The sequence below is a fragment of the Pseudomonas sp. FeS53a genome (assembly GCF_000931385.1).
Classification (GTDB): Bacteria; Pseudomonadota; Gammaproteobacteria; order Pseudomonadales; family Pseudomonadaceae; genus Metapseudomonas; species Metapseudomonas otitidis.
In genome coordinates this window covers 77,052-94,519 of sequence record NZ_JYFT01000013.1, presented here as the reverse complement: position 1 = coordinate 94,519, position 17,468 = coordinate 77,052, and the positions used below count along the sequence as shown (strand labels likewise).

Genomic DNA, 17,468 nt, shown 5'->3' with positions numbered 1-17,468 from the left:
ACCACCATGACCTCACTGGAAAACCCCTCCGCCCCCGAGTCCCGCAACGAACTGGTCTACGGCCTGGAGGACAAGCCGCGCCCGCTGGCGGCCATCCTGGCAGCCCTGCAGCACCTGCTGGCGATCATCGTCCCCATCGTCACCCCCGGCCTGCTGATCTGCCAGGCGCTGGGCGTGTCGGCCCGCGACACCAACCTCATCGTCTCCATGTCCCTGGTGGTCTCCGGCATCGCCACCTACGTGCAGTGCCGCCGCTTCGGCCCCTTCGGTGCCGGGCTGCTGATCGTCCAGGGCACCAGCTTCAACTTCGTCGGCCCGCTGATCGCCGGCGGCGCGCTGATGGTCAAGCAGGGCACCCCGGTGGAAGCGGTGATGGCGGCGATCTTCGGCGTGGTCATGGCCGGCGCCTTCATCGAGATGGGCGTGTCGCGCATCCTGCCGTTCATCAAGCGCCTGATCAGCCCGCTGGTGACCGGCATCGTGGTGCTGATGATCGGCCTCACCCTGATCAAGGTCGGCCTCATCAGCATGGGCGGCGGCTTCGGCGCCATGGCCAACGGCACCTTCGCCAACGGCGAGAACCTGCTGCTCTCCGGCACCGTGCTGGCGGTGATCCTGGTGCTCAACCGCATCCCGGTGGTGTGGATGCGCAGCTGCGCCATCGTCATCGCCCTGCTGGTGGGCTACGCCCTGGCCGGCGCCCTGGGCCGCCTGGACTTCAGCGGCATGCACGAGGCGCCGCTGATCCAAGTGCCGACCCCGCTGCATTTCGGCCTGGGCTTCTCCTGGTCGCTGTTCGTGCCGATGCTGGTCATCTACCTGGTGACCTCCCTGGAAGCCATCGGCGACGTCACCGCCACCAGCAAGGTCTCCCGCCAACCGGTAGAAGGCCCGCTGTGGATGCAAAGGATCAAGGGCGGCGTGCTGGTCAACGGCGCCAACTCCCTGCTGGCCGGCGTACTCAATACCTTCCCCAGCTCGGTATTCGCCCAGAACAACGGGGTGATCCAGCTCACCGGCATCGCCAGCCGCCACATCGGCGGCTGGATCGCCCTGATGCTGATCCTGCTGGGCCTGTTCCCGGCCGTGGCCGGCGTGCTCCAGGCCATGCCCGAACCGGTGCTCGGCGGCGCCGTGATGGTGATGTTCGGCGCCGTGGCCGCCTCGGGCATCAACATCCTCGCCGGCATCGAGCTGGACCGCCGCGCCCTGCTGATCATCGCCGTGTCCCTGGCCCTGGGCCTGGGCGTGTCCCAGGTGCCGGAGTTCCTCGCCCACATGCCGGCAGCGGTGCGCAACGTGCTGGAGTCCGGCGTGGCCACCGGCGGCCTGTGCGCCCTGGTGCTGAACTGGTTCCTGCCGGAAACCCCGCGCTCCGCCGCGTGAGGCAGAATGGGCCTCGTTCCCCCACGAGGCCCCTTCCATGACCCTGCGCATCGGCCTGATCGCCGACACCCACGGCCTGCTGAGGCCCCAGGCCCTGGCGGCCCTGGAAGGCTGCGACCACATCCTCCACGCCGGTGACATCGGCAAGCCCGAGATCCTCGACGCCCTGCGCCAGCTCGCGCCCCTCAGCGTGGTGCGCGGCAACAACGACACCCAGGACTGGGCCCAGGCCATTCCCCACGACCTCAGCCTGCAGTTGGGTGGGGTCCACCTCTACCTGGTCCACGACCAGGCCGACATCCCCGCCGACCTCGCCACGCGCGGCGTCGACGCCATCGTCACCGGCCACTCCCACAAGCCGCTGATCACCCAGCGCGACGGCATCCTCCACATCAACCCGGGCAGCGCCGGGSCCCGGCGCTTCAAGCTGCCGATAGCGGTGGGGTTGCTGCTGATCGAAGACGGACGAGTCCGCGCGGAACTGCGCGAGCTGGGCATCTGAACGGGGGAGCCCGGCCCGCCTAAAGGGCCGATCCGGGCATGGGGGGACGTCGTTTCTTACGTCCACCCGCGCTGTGCCAACCGGCTCAGCGCCGCTCCCACACCTGGAAGGCGTAGGCGGGGGTGGTGTCGCTGACGGGGTACTCGATGCTGGAAGCCAGGTGCCAGTCGGCAGCGGGCACCTCGGGGAAGAAGGCATCGCCTTCCGGCTCCAGCTCCACCTGGGTCAGGTACAGGCGGTCGCCATGGGCCAGGCCCTGGGCGTAGAGCTGGGCGCCGCCGATCAGCATCACTTCCTCGGCGTCCTCCTCGCGGGCCCACACCTCGGCGCGGGCCACGGCCTCTTCCAGGCTGGCGAACACCTCGGCGCCCTCCAGCTGCAGGCCGGCCTGGCGGCTGACCACCAGGTTCAGGCGCCCCGGCAGCGGGCGGCCCAGGGAGTCCCAGGTCTTGCGGCCCATGATGATGGGCTTGCCCAGGGTCAGGGCCTTGAAGTGCTTGAGGTCCGCCGGCAGGTGCCAGGGCAGTTGGTTGTCGCGGCCGATGACCCGGTTGCGGGCCTGGGCGGCGATGAGGGCGAGGGGGAGGGTCTTTTTCATGGCGGCGAGAATACCAGAGGCCATGGCCACCGCCAGCCGGCCTTTCCTTCTGTCGCCGCCAACGGTGTCACGCCCGGCAACACATGCCCGGGCGGCGCACGACAAACCGTCATCTATCCTGCCGCAGGCTTGCGCTTCCCTACCGCAAGGAGACGCCCCATGGCATCCACCCCGACCCTGCGGCATTGGCTGGCGGCCTGCAGCCTGACGTTGCCCCTCTGCACCTTCGCCGCACCGGACCCGGTGCAATCCGCCCTCGACTGGGCCACCCAGCAGCCCCAGGCCAGTCGCGCCCCGGCGCGCGCCGAGGGCCAGCCCCTGGTGATCGGCCATCGCGGCGCCAGCGGCTACGTGCCGGAGCACACCCTGGCGTCCTACGCCCTGGCCGCCCTGCAAGGCGCCGACTATGTTGAGCCGGACCTGGTGATGACCCGCGACGGCCACCTGGTGGCCCGCCACGACAACGAGCTGGGGCTGACCACCGACGTCAGCCGCCACCCCGAGTTCGCCGACCGCAAGCGCACCCAGAGCGTCGACGGCGTGCCGCTCACCGGCTGGTTCAGCGAGGATTTCACCCTGGCCGAGCTGAAGACCCTGCGCGCCATCGAGCGCATCCCCCAGGTGCGCCCCGGCAATGCGCGCCTGGACGGCGCCTTCGAGATCCCCACCCTGCAGGAGATCATCGACCTGGTGAAAAGCCTCCAGCTCAGCCAGCAGCGCCGCATCGGCCTGTACATCGAGACCAAGCACCCCACCCACTTCCAGCAGCTCGGCCTGGCCATGGAGAAGCCGCTGCTGCGCACCCTGCAACACAACGGCTACACCGACCGCCGCGCGCCGGTGTACATCCAGTCCTTCGAGGTGGACAACCTGCAGCGCATCGCCCGGCAGAGCAGCCTGCGCCTGGTGCAGCTGTACGGCAGCGGCCAGCCCTATGACCAGCAGGTGCTGGGCACCGGCCTGACCTATGCGCGGATGGCCAGCCCCGACGGCCTGCGCGCCGTCGCCCGCTACGCCGCCGGGGTCGGGCCGGAGAAGGGCTACATAATTCCCCGCGATGCCGCCGGCAACCTGGGCCAGCCCACCCGCTTCGTCGCCGACGCCCATGCGGCGGGCCTCAAGGTGCACCCCTACACCTTCCGCGCGGAGAACGCCTTCCTGCCCACCAACCTGCGCCAGGGCAGCGACCCGCAGGCACGGGGCGACATCCAGGCGGAGATCCGCGCCTTCCTCGACGCCGGCATCGACGGGCTGTTCATCGACCAGCCGGACCTGGCCGTGCAGGTCCGCGACGCGCGCGCGGCGCCGTAGTGCGCCCCCCGGCGGGCGGTCCACCGGCCGCCCGCTGCACCACCCCTGGCGTCAGCGGTTATGCTTCTGCCTCGTCCCATGGGAAGAGAAGCCGCGTGACCGACTCCGCGAACCCCACCCTCACCGATCTGCAACGCCTCTGGCTCACCGAAGCGATCCGCCTGCGCGAAGAGCACGCCGGCCCGCTGGAGGACAGCGAAGCCAACCGCCGCGCCAACGCCGGCGGGGGCGACCTCGCCCAGCGCATCCAGGCCCGTGCGCTGTTCCTCGCCCAGCGCGACGGCCAGCTCGGCGCCCTCGTCCACTGGCTGCAAGGCGCCCGCCTGGCGGCCTGGGCCCTGGTGCTGCTGGCCCTGGCCAGCGGCGCCACCCTGGCAGCAGCCGCCCTGGGCGACGGGCAGCGCCCGGTCAACGTGTTCTGGGCCCTGGGCGGGCTGCTCGGCCTGCACCTGCTGACCCTGCTGGGCTGGACCCTCGGCCTCCTGGCCGGCGGCCACGCCAGCGCCCTCGGCCGCCTGTGGTGGTGGCTGTGCGCACGCCTCTCGCGGGATGCCGCGGCCGCCCAGCTGGGTCCGGCGCTGCTGGTGATGCTGCAGCGCCGCCGCCTGACGCGCTGGGGCCTGGGCGTGCTGGTCCACGGTTTCTGGACGCTGGTGCTGGGCACCGCGCTGCTGACCCTGCTGGCCCTGCTTTCCACCCGCCGCTACGGCTTCGTCTGGGAAACCACGCTGCTCGGCAGCGACACCTTCGTCGCCCTCACCCAGGGCCTCGGCGCCCTGCCGGCGCTGCTCGGCTTCAGCCTGCCGGACAGCGACACCATCCGCGCCAGCAGCGACATGCTCGCCGACGCCGCGCCCCGCCAGGCCTGGTCCGGCTGGCTGCTGGGGGTCACCCTGGTCTACGGCCTGCTGCCGCGCCTGGGCCTGATGCTGCTGTGCCTGTGGCGCTGGAGCCGTGGGCGCGCCGGACTGGCGGTTGAGCCCGGCCTGCCCGGCTATGCCCTGCTGCGCGAACGCCTCAACCCGGCCAGCCAACGCCTGGGCGTGGTGGACGCCGACCCCGGCCCCCAAGGGCCGATGACCGAGGCCGCACTGCCCTTCGAAGGGGCGGGCGCCCTGCTGGTGGGGATCGAACTGGACGACAGCCGCCCCTGGCCGCCCGCGCTGCCCAAGGGCGTGGGCGACGCCGGGGTGCTGGACAGCCGCGAGCAGCGCCAGCGCCTGCTGGACCAGCTCAGCCGCTTCCCGCCCCAGCGCCTGGCGATCGCCTGCGACCCGCGCCGCTCGCCGGACCGGGGCACCCTGGCGCTGATCGGCGAACTGGCGCGCAGCACCGTCGAGGCACGGGTCTGGCTGCTGCCGGCGCCGGCCGGCGAGGCGCTGGACAGCCGGCGCCTGGAGGAATGGCACCAGGCCCTCGACCGCCAGGGCCTGCGCCACGCCGACAGCGCCCCCTTCCACTGGCTGGAGCATGGCCATGACTGAGCCCCTGCGCCTGGCCGTGGTCGGCCACACCAACGTCGGCAAGACCTCGCTGCTGCGCACCCTGCTGCGGGACCGCAGCTTCGGCGAGGTCTCCCACCGCCCCAGCACCACCCGCCATGTCGAGGGCGCGCGGCTGTCCGTCGACGGCCAGCCACTGCTGGAGCTGTACGACACCCCCGGCCTGGAGGACGCCATCGCCCTGCTGGACTACCTGGAGCGCCTGGATCGGCCCGGCGAGCGGCTGGACGGCCCGGCCCGCCTGGCGCGCTTCCTCGACAGCGCCGAGGCGCGCCAGCGTTTCGAGCAGGAAGCCAAGGTGCTGCGCCAGCTGATGGCCTCCGACGCCGGCCTGTACGTCATCGACGCCCGCGAGCCGGTGCTGGCCAAGTACCGCGACGAGCTGGCGGTGCTGGCCATGTGCGGCCGGCCGCTGCTGCCGGTGCTGAACTTCGTGGCCGGCCACGACCAGCGCGGCGAGCCCTGGCGCGAGGCCCTGGCCCGGCTGGGCCTGCACGCCCTGGTGCGCTTCGACAGCGTGGCGCCGCCGCTGGACGGCGAGCCGCGCCTCTACGACAGCCTGGCCCTGCTGCTGGAGCGGGGCCGCCCGCAACTGCAGCGGCTGGTGGACGACCAGCAGGCCCAGCGCCAGCTGCGCCGCCAGGCCGGTGAGCGCCTGGTGGCCGAGCTGCTGCTGGACGTGGCGGCCTGCCGCCGCAGCGTGGCCACCGAGGCCGATGCCCTGCAGGCTGCCACCGAGGCCTTGCGCCAGCAGGTGCGACAGCGCGAGCAGCGTTGCGTGGAAGCCCTGCTGCGGCTGTACGCCTTCAGCCGGGAGGATGCCGCCGCCAGCGACCTGCCGCTGCTGGACGGGCGCTGGGGTGATGACCTGTTCAACCCGGAAACCCTGCGCCAGCTCGGCGTGCGCCTGGGCAGCGGCGTGGCCGCAGGCGCGGCGGCCGGTGCCGGGGTGGACTTGCTGGTGGGCGGGCTGACCCTGGGGGCTGCGGCCGCCATCGGCGCACTGGCCGGCGGCGCCTGGCAGACGGTCGGGCATTACGGCCAGCGCCTGCTGGGCAAGCTGCGCGGGCACCGCGAGCTGACGGTGGACGACGGCATCCTGCGGCTCTTGGCGCTGCGCCAGATGGAACTGCTGCGGGCACTGGAGCTGCGCGGCCATGCGGCGTTCGAGGCGATCCGCGTGGACGCGCCGGCGGACGAGCAATGGCGCCAGGGCAAGCTGCCTGCCGCCCTGGGCAAGGCGCGGGCCCACCCGGAATGGTCCTCGTTGAACCCCGGCGCTGAGCTGGAGCAGGCCGAGCGCCAGGCCGAGCTGGAGCGCCTGGCAGCCGAACTGGCCGCTTAAGAACGTTGGCGTGGGCGGCTAGAGGCCCGGGGCCTCGATGAGAACGCGATCGTCCCGGCAGGCATTGCGGTCACCGGGGCGGCGCTCGGCGAACTGGCCGTCCATCACCCCTACCAGGCTTTCGGCGGGTTTGAGCGCGCGGGGCAGGCTCACCCGCACCTCCTGCAGATAGCCACCCCGGGTGCACACCAGCAGGAAGTTGTTGCCGGCCCGGGGGTTACCGAACTCCTCACTGACCTTCTGGTAGAACGCCGCCTGGGAGATGGCGCCGCCGACGTTGCTGGCGATGTACTGCCCGGCACGGGTGGCATCCAGCTGGCGCACCAGCTCGGCGGCGCGGCGGAAGTAGGCGTTGGCGTCCATGTCGGTTTGGCAGGTGCCGTGCTTCTCCCACTGGTAGCGGCTGAAGTCGTCGCCGTAGCCGACGTTGGGCATCCACGGCCGCAGGGTCGCGCGGGTGCTTTCGTCCAGCACCAGCGCCGGCCCTGCGCAGTGCCCGTAGCGGGTGCCGCAGGCCTGGCGGTTGGGCCAGAGGCCGTGGAGGGTGAGGTGGTTCAGTTGCAGGTCACCGCCGGCCAGGGCGTCGCACTCCGGCTTGCGCCCCTTGTAGGCGACGTGCTCGCAGAAGCCGGGCTGCCAGGTGGCGGCAAGGACGTAGCCGTCGTGCTGGCCCGGCACGTTGCAGGCCTCGCCCTGGGCGGCACTCCCGGTGCCCTGGCGGGCGCCAAGGCTGAGGTCTTCCACCTGGCCACAGCCGACCGGCACCCAGCGCAGCGGCGTGGCGTTGTCCGGCAGTCGCACCCGCAGCCAGTCGTAGTCCCGCTTGTTGACCTCCACCACCCGGTAGCGCTGCCCCGGCTGCAGGGTGGCGCCATCGGGGTTGCTGCGCTTGCGGATCGACTGGTAGGCCTCGCAGCGCTGCGAGGCGACGAAGCCGCCCTGGGCAGGCTCGGCATGGGCGGCGAGGGTCCAGAGGCCGACGAGGCCGGTGAGCAGGGCGGCGAGCGGGGCGTTCATGGCGGGCTGTCCTGGAGCAGACGGGCCGGGGCGGGCGCCCCGGCCGGGGGGTCAGACGGCGACCGGGGCCTTGATGTGCGGGTGGGCCTGGTAGCCGACCAGTTCGAAGTCCTCGAACTTGAAGGCGAACAGGTCCTTCACCTCGGGGTTGAGCTTCATGGTGGGCAGCGGCAGCGGCTCGCGGGTGAGCTGCAGGTCGGTCTGCTCGATGTGGTTGGCGTACAGGTGGCAGTCGCCGCCGGTCCAGATGAACTCGCCGGGGGCCAGGTCGCAGACCTGGGCCACCATCAGGGTCAGCAGGGCGTAGCTGGCGATGTTGAAGGGCACGCCGAGGAAGATGTCCGCCGAGCGCTGGTACAACTGGCAGCTGAGCTTGCCGTCGGCCACGTAGAACTGGAACAGCGCGTGGCAGGGCGGCAGGGCCATCTGGTCCACTAGGGCCGGGTTCCAGGCGGAGACGATCAGGCGGCGCGAGTCGGGGTTCTTGCGGATCATCTCGATCAGCTTGGCGATCTGGTCGATGGATTCGCCGTTGGGCGCCGGCCAGCTGCGCCACTGGTAGCCGTAGACCGGGCCCAGGTCGCCGTTCTCGTCGGCCCACTCGTCCCAGATGGAGACGCCGTTTTCCTTGAGGTAGCGGATGTTGGTGTCGCCCTGCAGGAACCACAGCAGCTCGTGGATGATGGACTTCAGGTGGCACTTCTTGGTGGTCACCAGGGGGAAGCCCTCGGCCAGGTCGAAGCGCATCTGGTGGCCGAACACGCTGTAGGTGCCGGTGCCGGTGCGGTCGCTCTTGAAGGTGCCGGTTTCGCGCACCAGGCGCATCAGGTCGAGGTACTGCTTCACGGGGTGACTCCTTGGGCGGCTTCACGACGGTGCGCCCAGACGATCAGTGCGAGGCCGCCGATGATCATAGGCAGGCAGAGGATCTGGCCCATGGTGACCCAGCCGAAGGCCAGGTAGCCGAGCTGGGCGTCCGGTACGCGGACGAACTCCACGGCGAAGCGGAAGATGCCGTAGAACAACGCGAACATCCCGGAAACCGCCATGGTCGGGCGCGGCTTGCGCGAGTAGAACCAGAGGATGACGAACAGCGCGACGCCTTCCAGGGCGAACTGGTAGAGCTGCGACGGGTGGCGCGGCAGGTGCGCCGGGTCGGTGGGGAAGATCATCGCCCAGGGCACGTCGCTGGCCTTGCCCCACAGCTCGGCGTTGATGAAGTTGCCGATACGCCCGGCGCCAAGGCCGATGGGCACCAGCGGGGCGATGAAGTCCATGAGTTGGAAGAAGCTCTTGTTGTTGCGCTTGCCGAACCAGAGGGTGGCGAGCATCACACCGATCAGGCCGCCGTGGAAGGACATGCCGCCTTTCCAGACTTCGAGGATCAGCAGCGGGTTGGCCAGGTAGGCGGGCAGGTCGTAGAACAGCACGTAGCCCAGGCGCCCGCCGGCGATCACCCCGAGGGCGACCCAGAACACCAGGTCGGAGAGCTTCTCCTTGGTCCAGGTCGGGTCGAAGCGCTCCAGCCGGCGCGAGGCCAGCAACCAGGCACCGCCGATGCCGATCAGGTACATGAGCCCGTACCAGTGGATTTTCAGGGGTCCGAGGCTGAACGCCACCGGATCGATCTGGGGATAAGCCAGCATCACGACTCCTTAGATCAGAAAACTCAGCCCGACCGCGAACAGCAGCAGGGCGAACAGGCGCTTGAGCAGGCGCGGGGGCAGCCGGTGGGCCAGGCGCGCGCCCAGGCGGGCGAAGAACATGCTGGTGAGGGCGATCCCCACCAGCGCCGGGAGGTAGACGTATCCGACACTGTGCGGCGGCAGGTGTTCGTGGTTCCAGCCCAGCACCATGAACGACAGGGCGCTGGCGATGGCGATCGGCAAGCCGCAGGCGGAGGAGGTGGCCACGGCCTGCTGCATCGGCACGCTGCGCCAGCTGAGGAAGGGCACGGTGAGGGAGCCGCCGCCAATCCCGAAGATCGCCGAGGCCCAGCCGATGAACACGCCGGCGGCGGTGAGGCCGGGCTTGCCGGGCACGTCACGGCTGGCCTTGGGCTTGAAGTCGAGGGCCATCTGCAGGGACACCAGGATGGCGAAGCAGCCGATGATCTTCTGCAGCATCGGGCCCTGGATCAGCTTGGCGGTGTAGGCACCGATGGCAGCACCGAGCAGGATGCCCAGGGTCATCCAGGCGAAGATCGCCCAGCGCACCGCGCCCTTGCGGTGGTGTTCGCGCACGGCGTTGATCGAGGTGAAGATAATAGTCGCCAGGGAGGTGCCCACCGCCAGGTGGGTGCGGACGCTCGGATCGAACCCCTGGGCGGTGAAGCTGAACACCAGCACCGGCACGATGATCATGCCGCCGCCGACACCGAACAGGCCGGCCAGCACCCCGGCGAAGGCGCCGAGCACCAGGTAGAGCAGGAATTCCAAGCGACACCCCCGGAAGCAAAGCGGCATGGTAACGGAAGGCCGCTTGCCGCTCCAATCAGGGCGACGGCCGTTCCCGCCCCGCTGCGCGAATCGTCGGTATTCTCGACGCCTTTTCCTACAGCCCCTAGACTCGGCCGAGGATCACGGAGAAGGAGCCTCACCATGTGCCTGATTACCTTCGCCTGGCGCCCAGGACATGCCACCCCCTTGGTACTGGCCGCCAATCGCGACGAGTTCTACGAGCGACCGACCCGCGCCCTCGGCGCCTGGCACGACGTGCCAGGCCTGCATGCCGGGCGTGACCTGGAAGCCGGCGGCACCTGGCTCGGCCTGGGACAGGGCGGGCGCTTCGCGGCGCTGACCAACATCCGCGACCCACGCCATCCGGCCACCGGCCGCTCACGGGGCGAGCTGTGCGTGGGCTTCCTCGGCGGCACCCAGACCCCGGAGGCCTTCATGGCCGAGGCGCACCGGCGCGCGGCGGACTATGCGGGCTTCAACCTGCTGGTGGGCGACGGGCGCGAGCTGTGGTTCCTGCACTCCCGAGGCCCGGGCCCGCGCCGCCTGGAGGCGGGGCTCTACGGGCTGTCCAACGCCGACCTCGACACACCCTGGCCGAAGGTGCGCAAGACCAAGGCTGCCCTGGCCGAGTGCCTGGACGTGGTGCGCCCGGCCGACCTGCTCAACCTCATGCACGACCCGCAGCCGGCCTCGGACGCGACCCTGCCGGACACCGGCGTAGGGCTGGAGACCGAGCGCATGCTGTCGCCGGTGTTCATCGCCAGCCGCACCTATGGCACCCGCGCCACGACGGCCCTGATCGTGCGCGGGGACGGCAGCCGCGAAGTGGTGGAACGCGGCTTCGGCCCGTTCGGCAAACCGCTGGACGACGTGCACCTGAACCTGCGCACCCGCTAGGGCGACGGGCAGACGATGACGCAGTCGCGCTGCTGCTTGGCGCGATAGAGGCCGTCGTCCAGCCGCTTGAGCAGGGCGGTGATGTCCTCGCCCGCCACCAGGCTGGCCACGGCGAAGCTGGCGCTGAGACGCCGGGGCAGGTCCGTCCCGGCCTCGGGAATCCGCCGGTGCAGACGCCGGGCCAGCTGCAGCAGGGCCTCGGGGCCGGTGTCCGGCAGCAGCAGGATGAATTCCTCGCCGCCCCAACGGGCGAAGCAGTCCTCCTCTCGCAACACAGCCCGAATCTGCTCGGCCACGGCCTGGAGGATGCGGTCGCCTTCGGCATGGCCGTGCTCGTCGTTGATACGCTTGAAGTGATCGAGGTCCAGCATCACCAGGCCGGTGGGGCACTGGTGCCGCTGGAAGCGCTGCCATTCCCGCTGCAGCCGGGTCTCGAAGCAGCGGCGGTTGGCGATGCCGGTGAGCGGGTCGGTCTCGCTGAGGCGGATGGCGGCCTCCACCTGCTCGGCCAGGGCCCGGTTGGCCTGGGCCAGGGCCTCGGTGCGGCTGGCCACCAGGGCCTCCAGGTCGCCATTGATGCGCAGCAGTTCCTGGTTGCGCTGCTGCAGTTCCAGCTCGGCGAGCTTGCGCTGGTGGACGTCCCGGTGGGCGCCGATCATGCGGGTGGGCTGGCCGTCCTCGTCGAACTCAACGAAGCGCCCGTGATCGCTGATCCAAAGGTAGCGGCCGTCCTGGCAGCGGCAGCGGTATTCCTCTTCATAGACCTCGGAGCGCCCTTCCAGGTAGGCGTTGAAGCTCTGCATGACGCGAGGCAGGTCGTCGGGGTGGATGATGTTCTCCCAGGTGTCGACGTCCTCGGGCAGGCTGTTGCGGGGGAAGCCGAGCATGGCGTACCAGCCGGGGCTGCGGGTGACGTGGCCGCTGCGCATGTCCCAGTCCCAGATGCCGTCGCTGACGATCTCCAGGGCGTGGCGCAGGGTGCGTTCCACATCGCGGTCGGTGGCGGAGGGCTCGTCCATAAGCGGCGGCTCCTGGATGCCCGCAGGCGCGAGGCATCGGGTCGGGCGGCACGCGGAGCCGCCCGCTGGAGGCGGCTCAGGCCTGGATGGTCGCGGCCGGGTTGATCACGCGGCCCAGGCCCAGGTTGCGCAGGGCGAGGTGCAGCGCGCTGTGGATGACTTGAGGGTTGTCGATGCCCATCAACTGGTCAAGGAGCTCGCGGGCCTTGCTCAGGCTGAGCTGACGAAGCAGCCATTTCACCTTGGGCAGGTTGGTGGCGTTCATCGACAGGCTGTCGAAGCCCATGGCCAACAGCAGCACGGCGGCCGCCGGGTCACCGGCCATCTCGCCGCAGATGCTGACGGGCTTGCCTTCGGCATGGGCGTCGTTGACCACCTTGAGCAGCGCCTGGAGCACGGCGGGGTGCAGGTAGTCGTAGAGGTCGGCCACGCGCGGGTTGTTGCGGTCCACCGCCAGCAGGTACTGGGTGAGGTCGTTGGAGCCGACCGAGAGGAAGTCCACCTGGCGCGCCAGCTCGCGGGTCTGGTACACGGCGGCGGGGATCTCGATCATTACGCCGACCGGCGGCATGGGGATGTCCACGCCCTCGTCGCGCACCTCGCCCCAGGCGCGGTGGATCAGGTGCAGGGACTCTTCCAGCTCCTGCACGCCGGAAATCATCGGCAGCAGGATGCGCAGGTTGTTCAGGCCTTCGCTGGCCTTGAGCATGGCGCGCACCTGCACCAGGAAGATCTCCGGGTGGTCGAGGGTGACGCGGATGCCGCGCCAGCCAAGGAAGGGGTTGCTTTCCTTGATGGGGAAATAGGACAGCGCCTTGTCGCCACCGATGTCCAGGGTGCGCATGGTCACCGGCAGCGGGTGGAAGGCGGCGAGCTGCTCGCGGTAGATGGCGAGCTGCTCCTTCTCGCTGGGGAAGCGCTCGTTGATCATGAACGGCACTTCGGTGCGGTACAGGCCGACGCCTTCGGCACCGCGCTCCTGGGCGCGGGTCACGTCGGCCAGCAGGCCGGTGTTGACCCACAGCGGCATGCGGTGGCCGTCGAGGGTCTCGCACGGCAGGCTGCGCAGGGCGTCGAGGCCCTTGACCAGCTGGCGCTCCTCCTCGACCACTTCGCCGTACTGCTTGCGCAGTTCCTCGGAGGGGTTGGTGAAGACTTCGCCGTGGTAGCCGTCGACGATCAGCTCGATGCCGTCGACCTTGGAATAGGGCAGGTCGACCACGCCCATGACCGTGGGAATCCCCATGGCCCGGGCCAGGATGGCGACGTGGGAGTTGCCGGAACCGAGCACGGAGATCAGGCCCACCAGCTTGCCTTCCGGCACTTCGCCGAGCATGGCCGGGGACAGCTCCTCGCTGACCAGGATGGTGTTGTCCTGGTAGACCAGGTTCTGCTTGCGCTCTTCCTGCAGGTAGGCGAGCAGGCGGCGGCCGAGGTCCTTGACGTCGGAGGCGCGCTCGCGCAGGTAGGCGTCGTCCATCAGCTCGAAGCGCTTGACGTGCTCCATCACCACCTGGCGCAGGGCACCCTGGGCCCACTGGCCGGAGCGGATGACCTTCTTCACTTCCAGGCCGATGGAGTCGTCGTCGAGCATCATCAGGTAGACGTCGAACAGGGCACGCTCTTCCGGGCGCAGCTGGCTGGCCAGCTTGCTGGAGAGGCGGCGCATGTCCTCGCGCACGGACTCCAGGGCCTGCTTGAAGCGGGCGACCTCGGCCTCGATGTCATCCACCGGGCGGTCGGGCACCACTTCCAGGTCGGCCGGCGGCAGCACCACCACGGCGGTGCCCACGGCGGCACCCGGCGCACCGGGCACACCGACGAACTTGGCCTCCTGGATACCCTTGCCCTGGCGGCCCAGGCCACGGATGGAGCCGGTGGCCTCGGCATGGGCGATGACGCCCGCGAGCTGGGCGCTCATGGTGACGAGGAAGGCTTCTTCGCCCTCGTCGAACTGGCGACGCTCCTTCTGCTGCACCACCAGCACGCCCATCACCCGACGGTGGTGGATGATCGGCGCGCCGAGGAAGGAGGCGTAGCGCTCCTCGCCGGTCTCGGCGAAGTAGCGGTAGCGGGGGTGGTCGGCGGCGTTCTCGAGGTTCAGCGGCTCTTCGCGGGTGCCCACCAGGCCCACCAGGCCTTCGTTGGGGGCCATGCTGACCTTGCCGATGGAGCGCTTGTTGAGGCCCTCGGTGGCCATCAGCACGAAGCGGTTGGCCTCGGGGTCGAGCAGGTACACCGAGCAGACCTGGCTGCCCATGGCCTCCTTCACCCGCTGCACGATGATCGCCAGCGCCGCCTTGAGATCCTTGGCGGCGTTCACTTCCTGGACGATCTTGCGCAGGGTATTGAGCATGGCCGTGTAGCCTTTCTCCGGGTCAGTCTTGCGCCAGCAGGCGCGGGGCGAGTTCCTTGAGGGCGCGACGATAGACTTCTCGCTTGAAGGTCACGACCTGTCCAAGCGGGTACCAGTAGCTGACCCAGCGCCACCCATCGAACTCGGGCTTGCCGGTCAGGTCCATGCGCACCCGGGTCTCATCGGACTTCAGGCGCAACAGGAACCACTTCTGCTTCTGGCCGATGCACAGCGGCTGGCTGTGCGTGCGCACCAGGCGCTGCGGCAGACGATAGCGCAGCCAGCCACGGGTGCATGCCAGGATCTTCACATCCTGCTCTTCGAGGCCGACTTCTTCGTTCAATTCGCGGAACAGCGCTTCTTCGGGCGTTTCGCGCGGGTTGATGCCCCCCTGGGGGAACTGCCAGGCGTCCTGATTGATGCGTCGCGCCCACAGCACCTGCCCGACATCATTGGCGAGAATGATGCCGACATTAGGGCGGAAACCATCGGGATCGATCACAGCGGACAACCTCGCTTGCGCATGTCGCGGCATTGTTCCACAAAGCCTGTAAACGCGGCAATGCGGGCTTTTCACGCAATGGGCAGCCCCCGGAAAAGGGGGTATCCTGCGCGGCCTTCGGCAGCTTCCAGCAAGGTGATAGACGTGCGCCTGGCCCTTTTCGACCTCGACAACACCCTCCTCGGCGGCGACAGCGACCACGCCTGGGGCGAGTACCTCTGCGAACGCGGCCTGGTGGACGCCTCCACCTACCGGGCGCGCAACGACGCCTTCTATCAGGACTACCTGGCCGGCACCCTCGACGTACAGGCCTACCAGGACTTCTGCCAGGAGATCCTCGGCCGCCACGACCTGGAGCAGTTGGCCACCTGGCACCGCGAGTTCATGCGCGACCGCATTGAGCCGATCCTGCTGGCCAAGGGCGAGGCGCTCCTGGCCGAGCACCGCGCCGCCGGCGACCGCCTGGTGATCATCACCGCCACCAACCGCTTCATCACCGGCCCGATCGCCGAGCGCCTGGGCGTGGACGACCTGCTGGCCACCGAGTGCGAGGTGGTGAACGGCCGCTACACCGGCCGCAGCACCGACGTGCCGTGCTTCCGCGAAGGCAAGGTGGTGCGCCTGGAGCGCTGGCTGGCGGAGAGCGGCCTGAGCCTGGACGACGCCAGCTTCTACAGCGACTCGGTGAACGACATGCCCCTGCTGGAGCGGGTCAGCCGCCCGGTGGCCGTCGACCCGGACGACCGCCTGCGTGCCGAGGCCCAGGCCCGTGGCTGGGCGGTGATCTCGCTGCGCTGACCCACGCGGGCCGCGCACGGCGGCCCGTCAGAGCGGCTTGGCCACCATCAGGAAGAAGATCGCCACGAAGGCGATGAACGCCGGCCAGCCCAGCACGAACCAGATGCGCATATAGAGGAAGGCCCGCTCCGGCAGGGCCTGGCCGCCGGCCAGCGCCTGGGCGGCCATGTCGCGCACGCGGATCTGCAGCCACACCACCGGCAGCCAGCACAGCCCGGCGAACACGTAGAGCCCCACGCTCCACAGAATCCAGAACTGGTTCAGCGGCCAGCCCGCCACCTTCGCCAGCGCCAGCCCGCTGAGGGGCTGGAACACCGCCGTGGTGGCGATGAACAGCCAGTCGGCGGTGACCAGATGGCGGAAGGTCACCGCGATCACCTCCAGCCGTTGGCTGCGCCAGGCCCGCAAGGCGTAGTAGGCCGACCCCAGCCCGGTGCCGAACAGCAGGGTGGAGGAGAGGATGTGCAGGGTCTTCAGCAGCAGGTACAGGCTCATCGGGAAGGCGTCCGTGATGGGGGCTCCAGCCACAGCACCCAGAGGGTGGCGACCATGAGCACCAGGTTCTTGCCGACCGCTGCGTAGGGGTCGGCCCAGTAGTGGGGCAGCAGCAAGGTGATCAGCAGGGTGTAGACCAGCATCAGGCCCAACTGGGCCTGCAAGGCGCGCACGCGCCAGCGGCGGACCAGCAGCCCGAGCCCCAGCGCGGCATCCAGCAGCGAACCGCTGACCACCGCCAGGCTCGCCGGCCAGCCGCTCACGCCCATGTCGGCCATGATGCGCAGCCCCCAGTCGTACCCCGGTCCCAGGCAGACGAAGGCCGTCCCCAGCCAGATCAGTGCCAGCACGGCCAGCATGGCGGGGCGCATCAGGCGGGTGATGACCCGCTCCGGCTGCGGCCAGCCACCCGTCAGGCGCAGGGCCAGGGGCACCGCGCGATAGCCGCAGAGCGCCGCCAGGGCATCCGGCTCGGCGAGGTTGTCGCGCCGTGCCAGGGTCATCAGTTGAGGGTCGAGGGCCCGCCAGCCGAACCCACGGGCCGCTCGCGCGCCCAGCGCCGCGAGCGCACCGGGCAGGCGCAGCCAGCGACCGGGGCCACGCCCGCGCATACGGCGGAGCAGGTCCAGCAGGCCACCCTGGGTAAGGATGTCGGGGCCCACCAGCGGCACCGCGCAGGGCTGTGCCGGCCAGCGACGAATCAGTGCCAGCACCGCACCGGCCAGGTCGTCCACATGCACCGGGCGGCTACGCGCGCCGACATCCGGCAGGGGCGCGACGGGCAGGCAGGCCAGGGCTTCCAGCCAGCCGCTGCTGGCGCCGCCTTCACCCAGCACCAGGGACGGGCGCAGCACCACGGCGGGTATGCCGAGGCCGAGCAGGTGCGCATCCGCCCGCGCCTTGCTGGCCAGGAAGGGCACATCCGGGTGATCACCCGCCCCCAGCGCGGAAAGCTGCAGCACCGCCGCGCCATGGCGGGCCGCGAGGTCGAAGAGAGCCTTGGGCCCATCCGCCTGCAGCCTTTCCAGTCGTGCGGAATCGGGCAACAGCGCGCCGGCGGCGTTGATCACCAGGTCCACGCCCGCCGGCCAGGGGAAGCCGTCGGGGTCGTCCGCCAAGCGCTCGAGGTCGAGGGCGCGCCACTCCAGCCCAGGGCAGGGAGTTCCGCTGCCGGTGCGCGACGTGGCCACCAGGCTGTGACCCGCGCCACGGAGAGCAGCCAGCAGGCGCTGGCCGATGAAACCGCTGGCACCGACCAGCAGGATGCGAGTGAACGACAAG

Annotated in this window: 17 protein-coding genes; 7 read left to right on the top strand and 10 right to left on the bottom strand. The window is 70.2% G+C overall.

Annotation, left to right across the window (positions count from 1 at the left end; genetic code table 11):
• Positions 1-6 precede the first annotated feature (6 nt).
• Together SZ55_RS05070 and SZ55_RS05065 are read left to right on the top strand one after the other, a co-directional pair.
• Positions 7-1,386, top strand: a complete 1,380-nt coding sequence (locus SZ55_RS05070) for a uracil-xanthine permease family protein (protein ID WP_044402322.1) — start codon at positions 7-9, stop codon at positions 1,384-1,386.
• 37 nt (positions 1,387-1,423) lie between these two features.
• Positions 1,424-1,888 (top strand): metallophosphoesterase family protein, encoded by a 465-nt coding sequence (locus SZ55_RS05065; RefSeq protein ID WP_152644440.1) that lies wholly within the window; start codon positions 1,424-1,426, stop codon positions 1,886-1,888.
• Positions 1,889-1,973: 85 nt separating this feature from the next.
• On the opposite strand, the gene SZ55_RS05060 is transcribed toward SZ55_RS05065, so the two are convergent.
• A complete protein-coding gene (locus tag SZ55_RS05060) occupies positions 1,974-2,486 on the bottom strand; it encodes a dihydrofolate reductase (RefSeq protein ID WP_107330114.1) in 513 nt (170 codons plus the stop codon).
• Between the two features lie 159 nt (positions 2,487-2,645).
• On the opposite strand from SZ55_RS05060, the gene SZ55_RS05055 reads away from it, so the two are divergent.
• The 3 genes from SZ55_RS05055 to SZ55_RS05045 all read left to right on the top strand — a co-directional run bounded on the left by SZ55_RS05055 (position 2,646) and on the right by SZ55_RS05045 (position 6,644).
• Entirely contained in the window at positions 2,646-3,797 is a 1,152-nt protein-coding gene (locus SZ55_RS05055) for a glycerophosphodiester phosphodiesterase (protein ID WP_044402318.1), read from the top strand.
• Between the two features lie 95 nt (positions 3,798-3,892).
• Entirely contained in the window at positions 3,893-5,281 is a 1,389-nt protein-coding gene (locus tag SZ55_RS05050; protein ID WP_044402315.1) for a DUF2868 domain-containing protein, read from the top strand.
• Complete coding sequence (locus tag SZ55_RS05045; protein ID WP_044402312.1) at positions 5,274-6,644, top strand: GTPase/DUF3482 domain-containing protein; 1,371 nt, start codon at positions 5,274-5,276, stop codon at positions 6,642-6,644. The genes SZ55_RS05050 and SZ55_RS05045 overlap by 8 nt, the downstream gene beginning before the upstream one ends.
• An 18-nt stretch (positions 6,645-6,662) precedes the next feature.
• Here SZ55_RS05045 and SZ55_RS05040 read toward each other — a convergent pair whose 3' ends face one another.
• Genes SZ55_RS05040 through SZ55_RS05025 form a run of 4 tightly spaced genes read right to left on the bottom strand, consistent with a single transcriptional unit; the run spans position 6,663 to position 10,099 of the window.
• Positions 6,663-7,661 carry a ribonuclease T2 family protein gene (locus SZ55_RS05040; RefSeq protein ID WP_044402309.1) on the bottom strand — a complete coding sequence of 333 codons (999 nt, stop codon included), beginning with the start codon at positions 7,659-7,661 and terminating at the stop codon, positions 6,663-6,665.
• A 51-nt stretch (positions 7,662-7,712) separates the two neighbouring features.
• On the bottom strand, positions 7,713-8,507 hold the full coding sequence (locus tag SZ55_RS05035; protein ID WP_044402308.1) for a thymidylate synthase: 795 nt from the start codon (positions 8,505-8,507) through the stop codon (positions 7,713-7,715).
• Positions 8,504-9,307: a prolipoprotein diacylglyceryl transferase gene (gene lgt, locus SZ55_RS05030; protein ID WP_044402306.1), complete on the bottom strand. Its 804-nt coding sequence runs from the start codon at positions 9,305-9,307 to the stop codon at positions 8,504-8,506. Before lgt ends, SZ55_RS05035 begins: the two co-directional genes overlap by 4 nt.
• 9 nt (positions 9,308-9,316) lie before the next feature.
• Positions 9,317-10,099, bottom strand: a complete 783-nt coding sequence (locus SZ55_RS05025; RefSeq protein WP_044402305.1) for a sulfite exporter TauE/SafE family protein — start codon at positions 10,097-10,099, stop codon at positions 9,317-9,319.
• A 162-nt stretch (positions 10,100-10,261) separates the two neighbouring features.
• Here SZ55_RS05025 and SZ55_RS05020 point away from each other — a divergent pair, with 162 nt between their 5' ends.
• Entirely contained in the window at positions 10,262-11,017 is a 756-nt protein-coding gene (locus SZ55_RS05020; protein WP_044402303.1) for an NRDE family protein, read from the top strand.
• On the opposite strand, the gene SZ55_RS05015 is transcribed toward SZ55_RS05020, so the two are convergent.
• The 3 genes from SZ55_RS05015 to SZ55_RS05005 all read right to left on the bottom strand — a co-directional run bounded on the left by SZ55_RS05015 (position 11,014) and on the right by SZ55_RS05005 (position 14,894).
• Positions 11,014-12,036 carry a GGDEF domain-containing protein gene (locus tag SZ55_RS05015; RefSeq protein WP_044402301.1) on the bottom strand — a complete coding sequence of 341 codons (1,023 nt, stop codon included), beginning with the start codon at positions 12,034-12,036 and terminating at the stop codon, positions 11,014-11,016. The genes SZ55_RS05020 and SZ55_RS05015 overlap by 4 nt on opposite strands.
• A gap of 76 nt (positions 12,037-12,112) precedes the next feature.
• Positions 12,113-14,392 (bottom strand): phosphoenolpyruvate--protein phosphotransferase, encoded by a 2,280-nt coding sequence (ptsP, locus tag SZ55_RS05010; RefSeq protein WP_044402299.1) that lies wholly within the window; start codon positions 14,390-14,392, stop codon positions 12,113-12,115.
• A 22-nt stretch (positions 14,393-14,414) separates the two neighbouring features.
• A complete protein-coding gene (locus SZ55_RS05005) occupies positions 14,415-14,894 on the bottom strand; it encodes an RNA pyrophosphohydrolase (RefSeq protein WP_044402295.1) in 480 nt (159 codons plus the stop codon).
• Positions 14,895-15,038: 144 nt separating this feature from the next.
• On the opposite strand from SZ55_RS05005, the gene SZ55_RS05000 reads away from it, so the two are divergent.
• On the top strand, positions 15,039-15,692 hold the full coding sequence (locus SZ55_RS05000; protein WP_044402292.1) for an HAD family hydrolase: 654 nt from the start codon (positions 15,039-15,041) through the stop codon (positions 15,690-15,692).
• A 27-nt stretch (positions 15,693-15,719) separates the two neighbouring features.
• Here the strand turns inward: SZ55_RS05000 and SZ55_RS04995 are convergent, their stop codons facing one another.
• Positions 15,720-16,187, bottom strand: coding sequence for a DUF2269 family protein (locus tag SZ55_RS04995; protein WP_044402289.1), 468 nt, complete (start codon positions 16,185-16,187; stop codon positions 15,720-15,722).
• A complete protein-coding gene (locus SZ55_RS04990) occupies positions 16,184-17,467 on the bottom strand; it encodes an SDR family oxidoreductase (RefSeq protein ID WP_044402286.1) in 1,284 nt (427 codons plus the stop codon). The genes SZ55_RS04995 and SZ55_RS04990 overlap by 4 nt, the downstream gene beginning before the upstream one ends.
• Position 17,468: the final 1 nt, after the last annotated feature.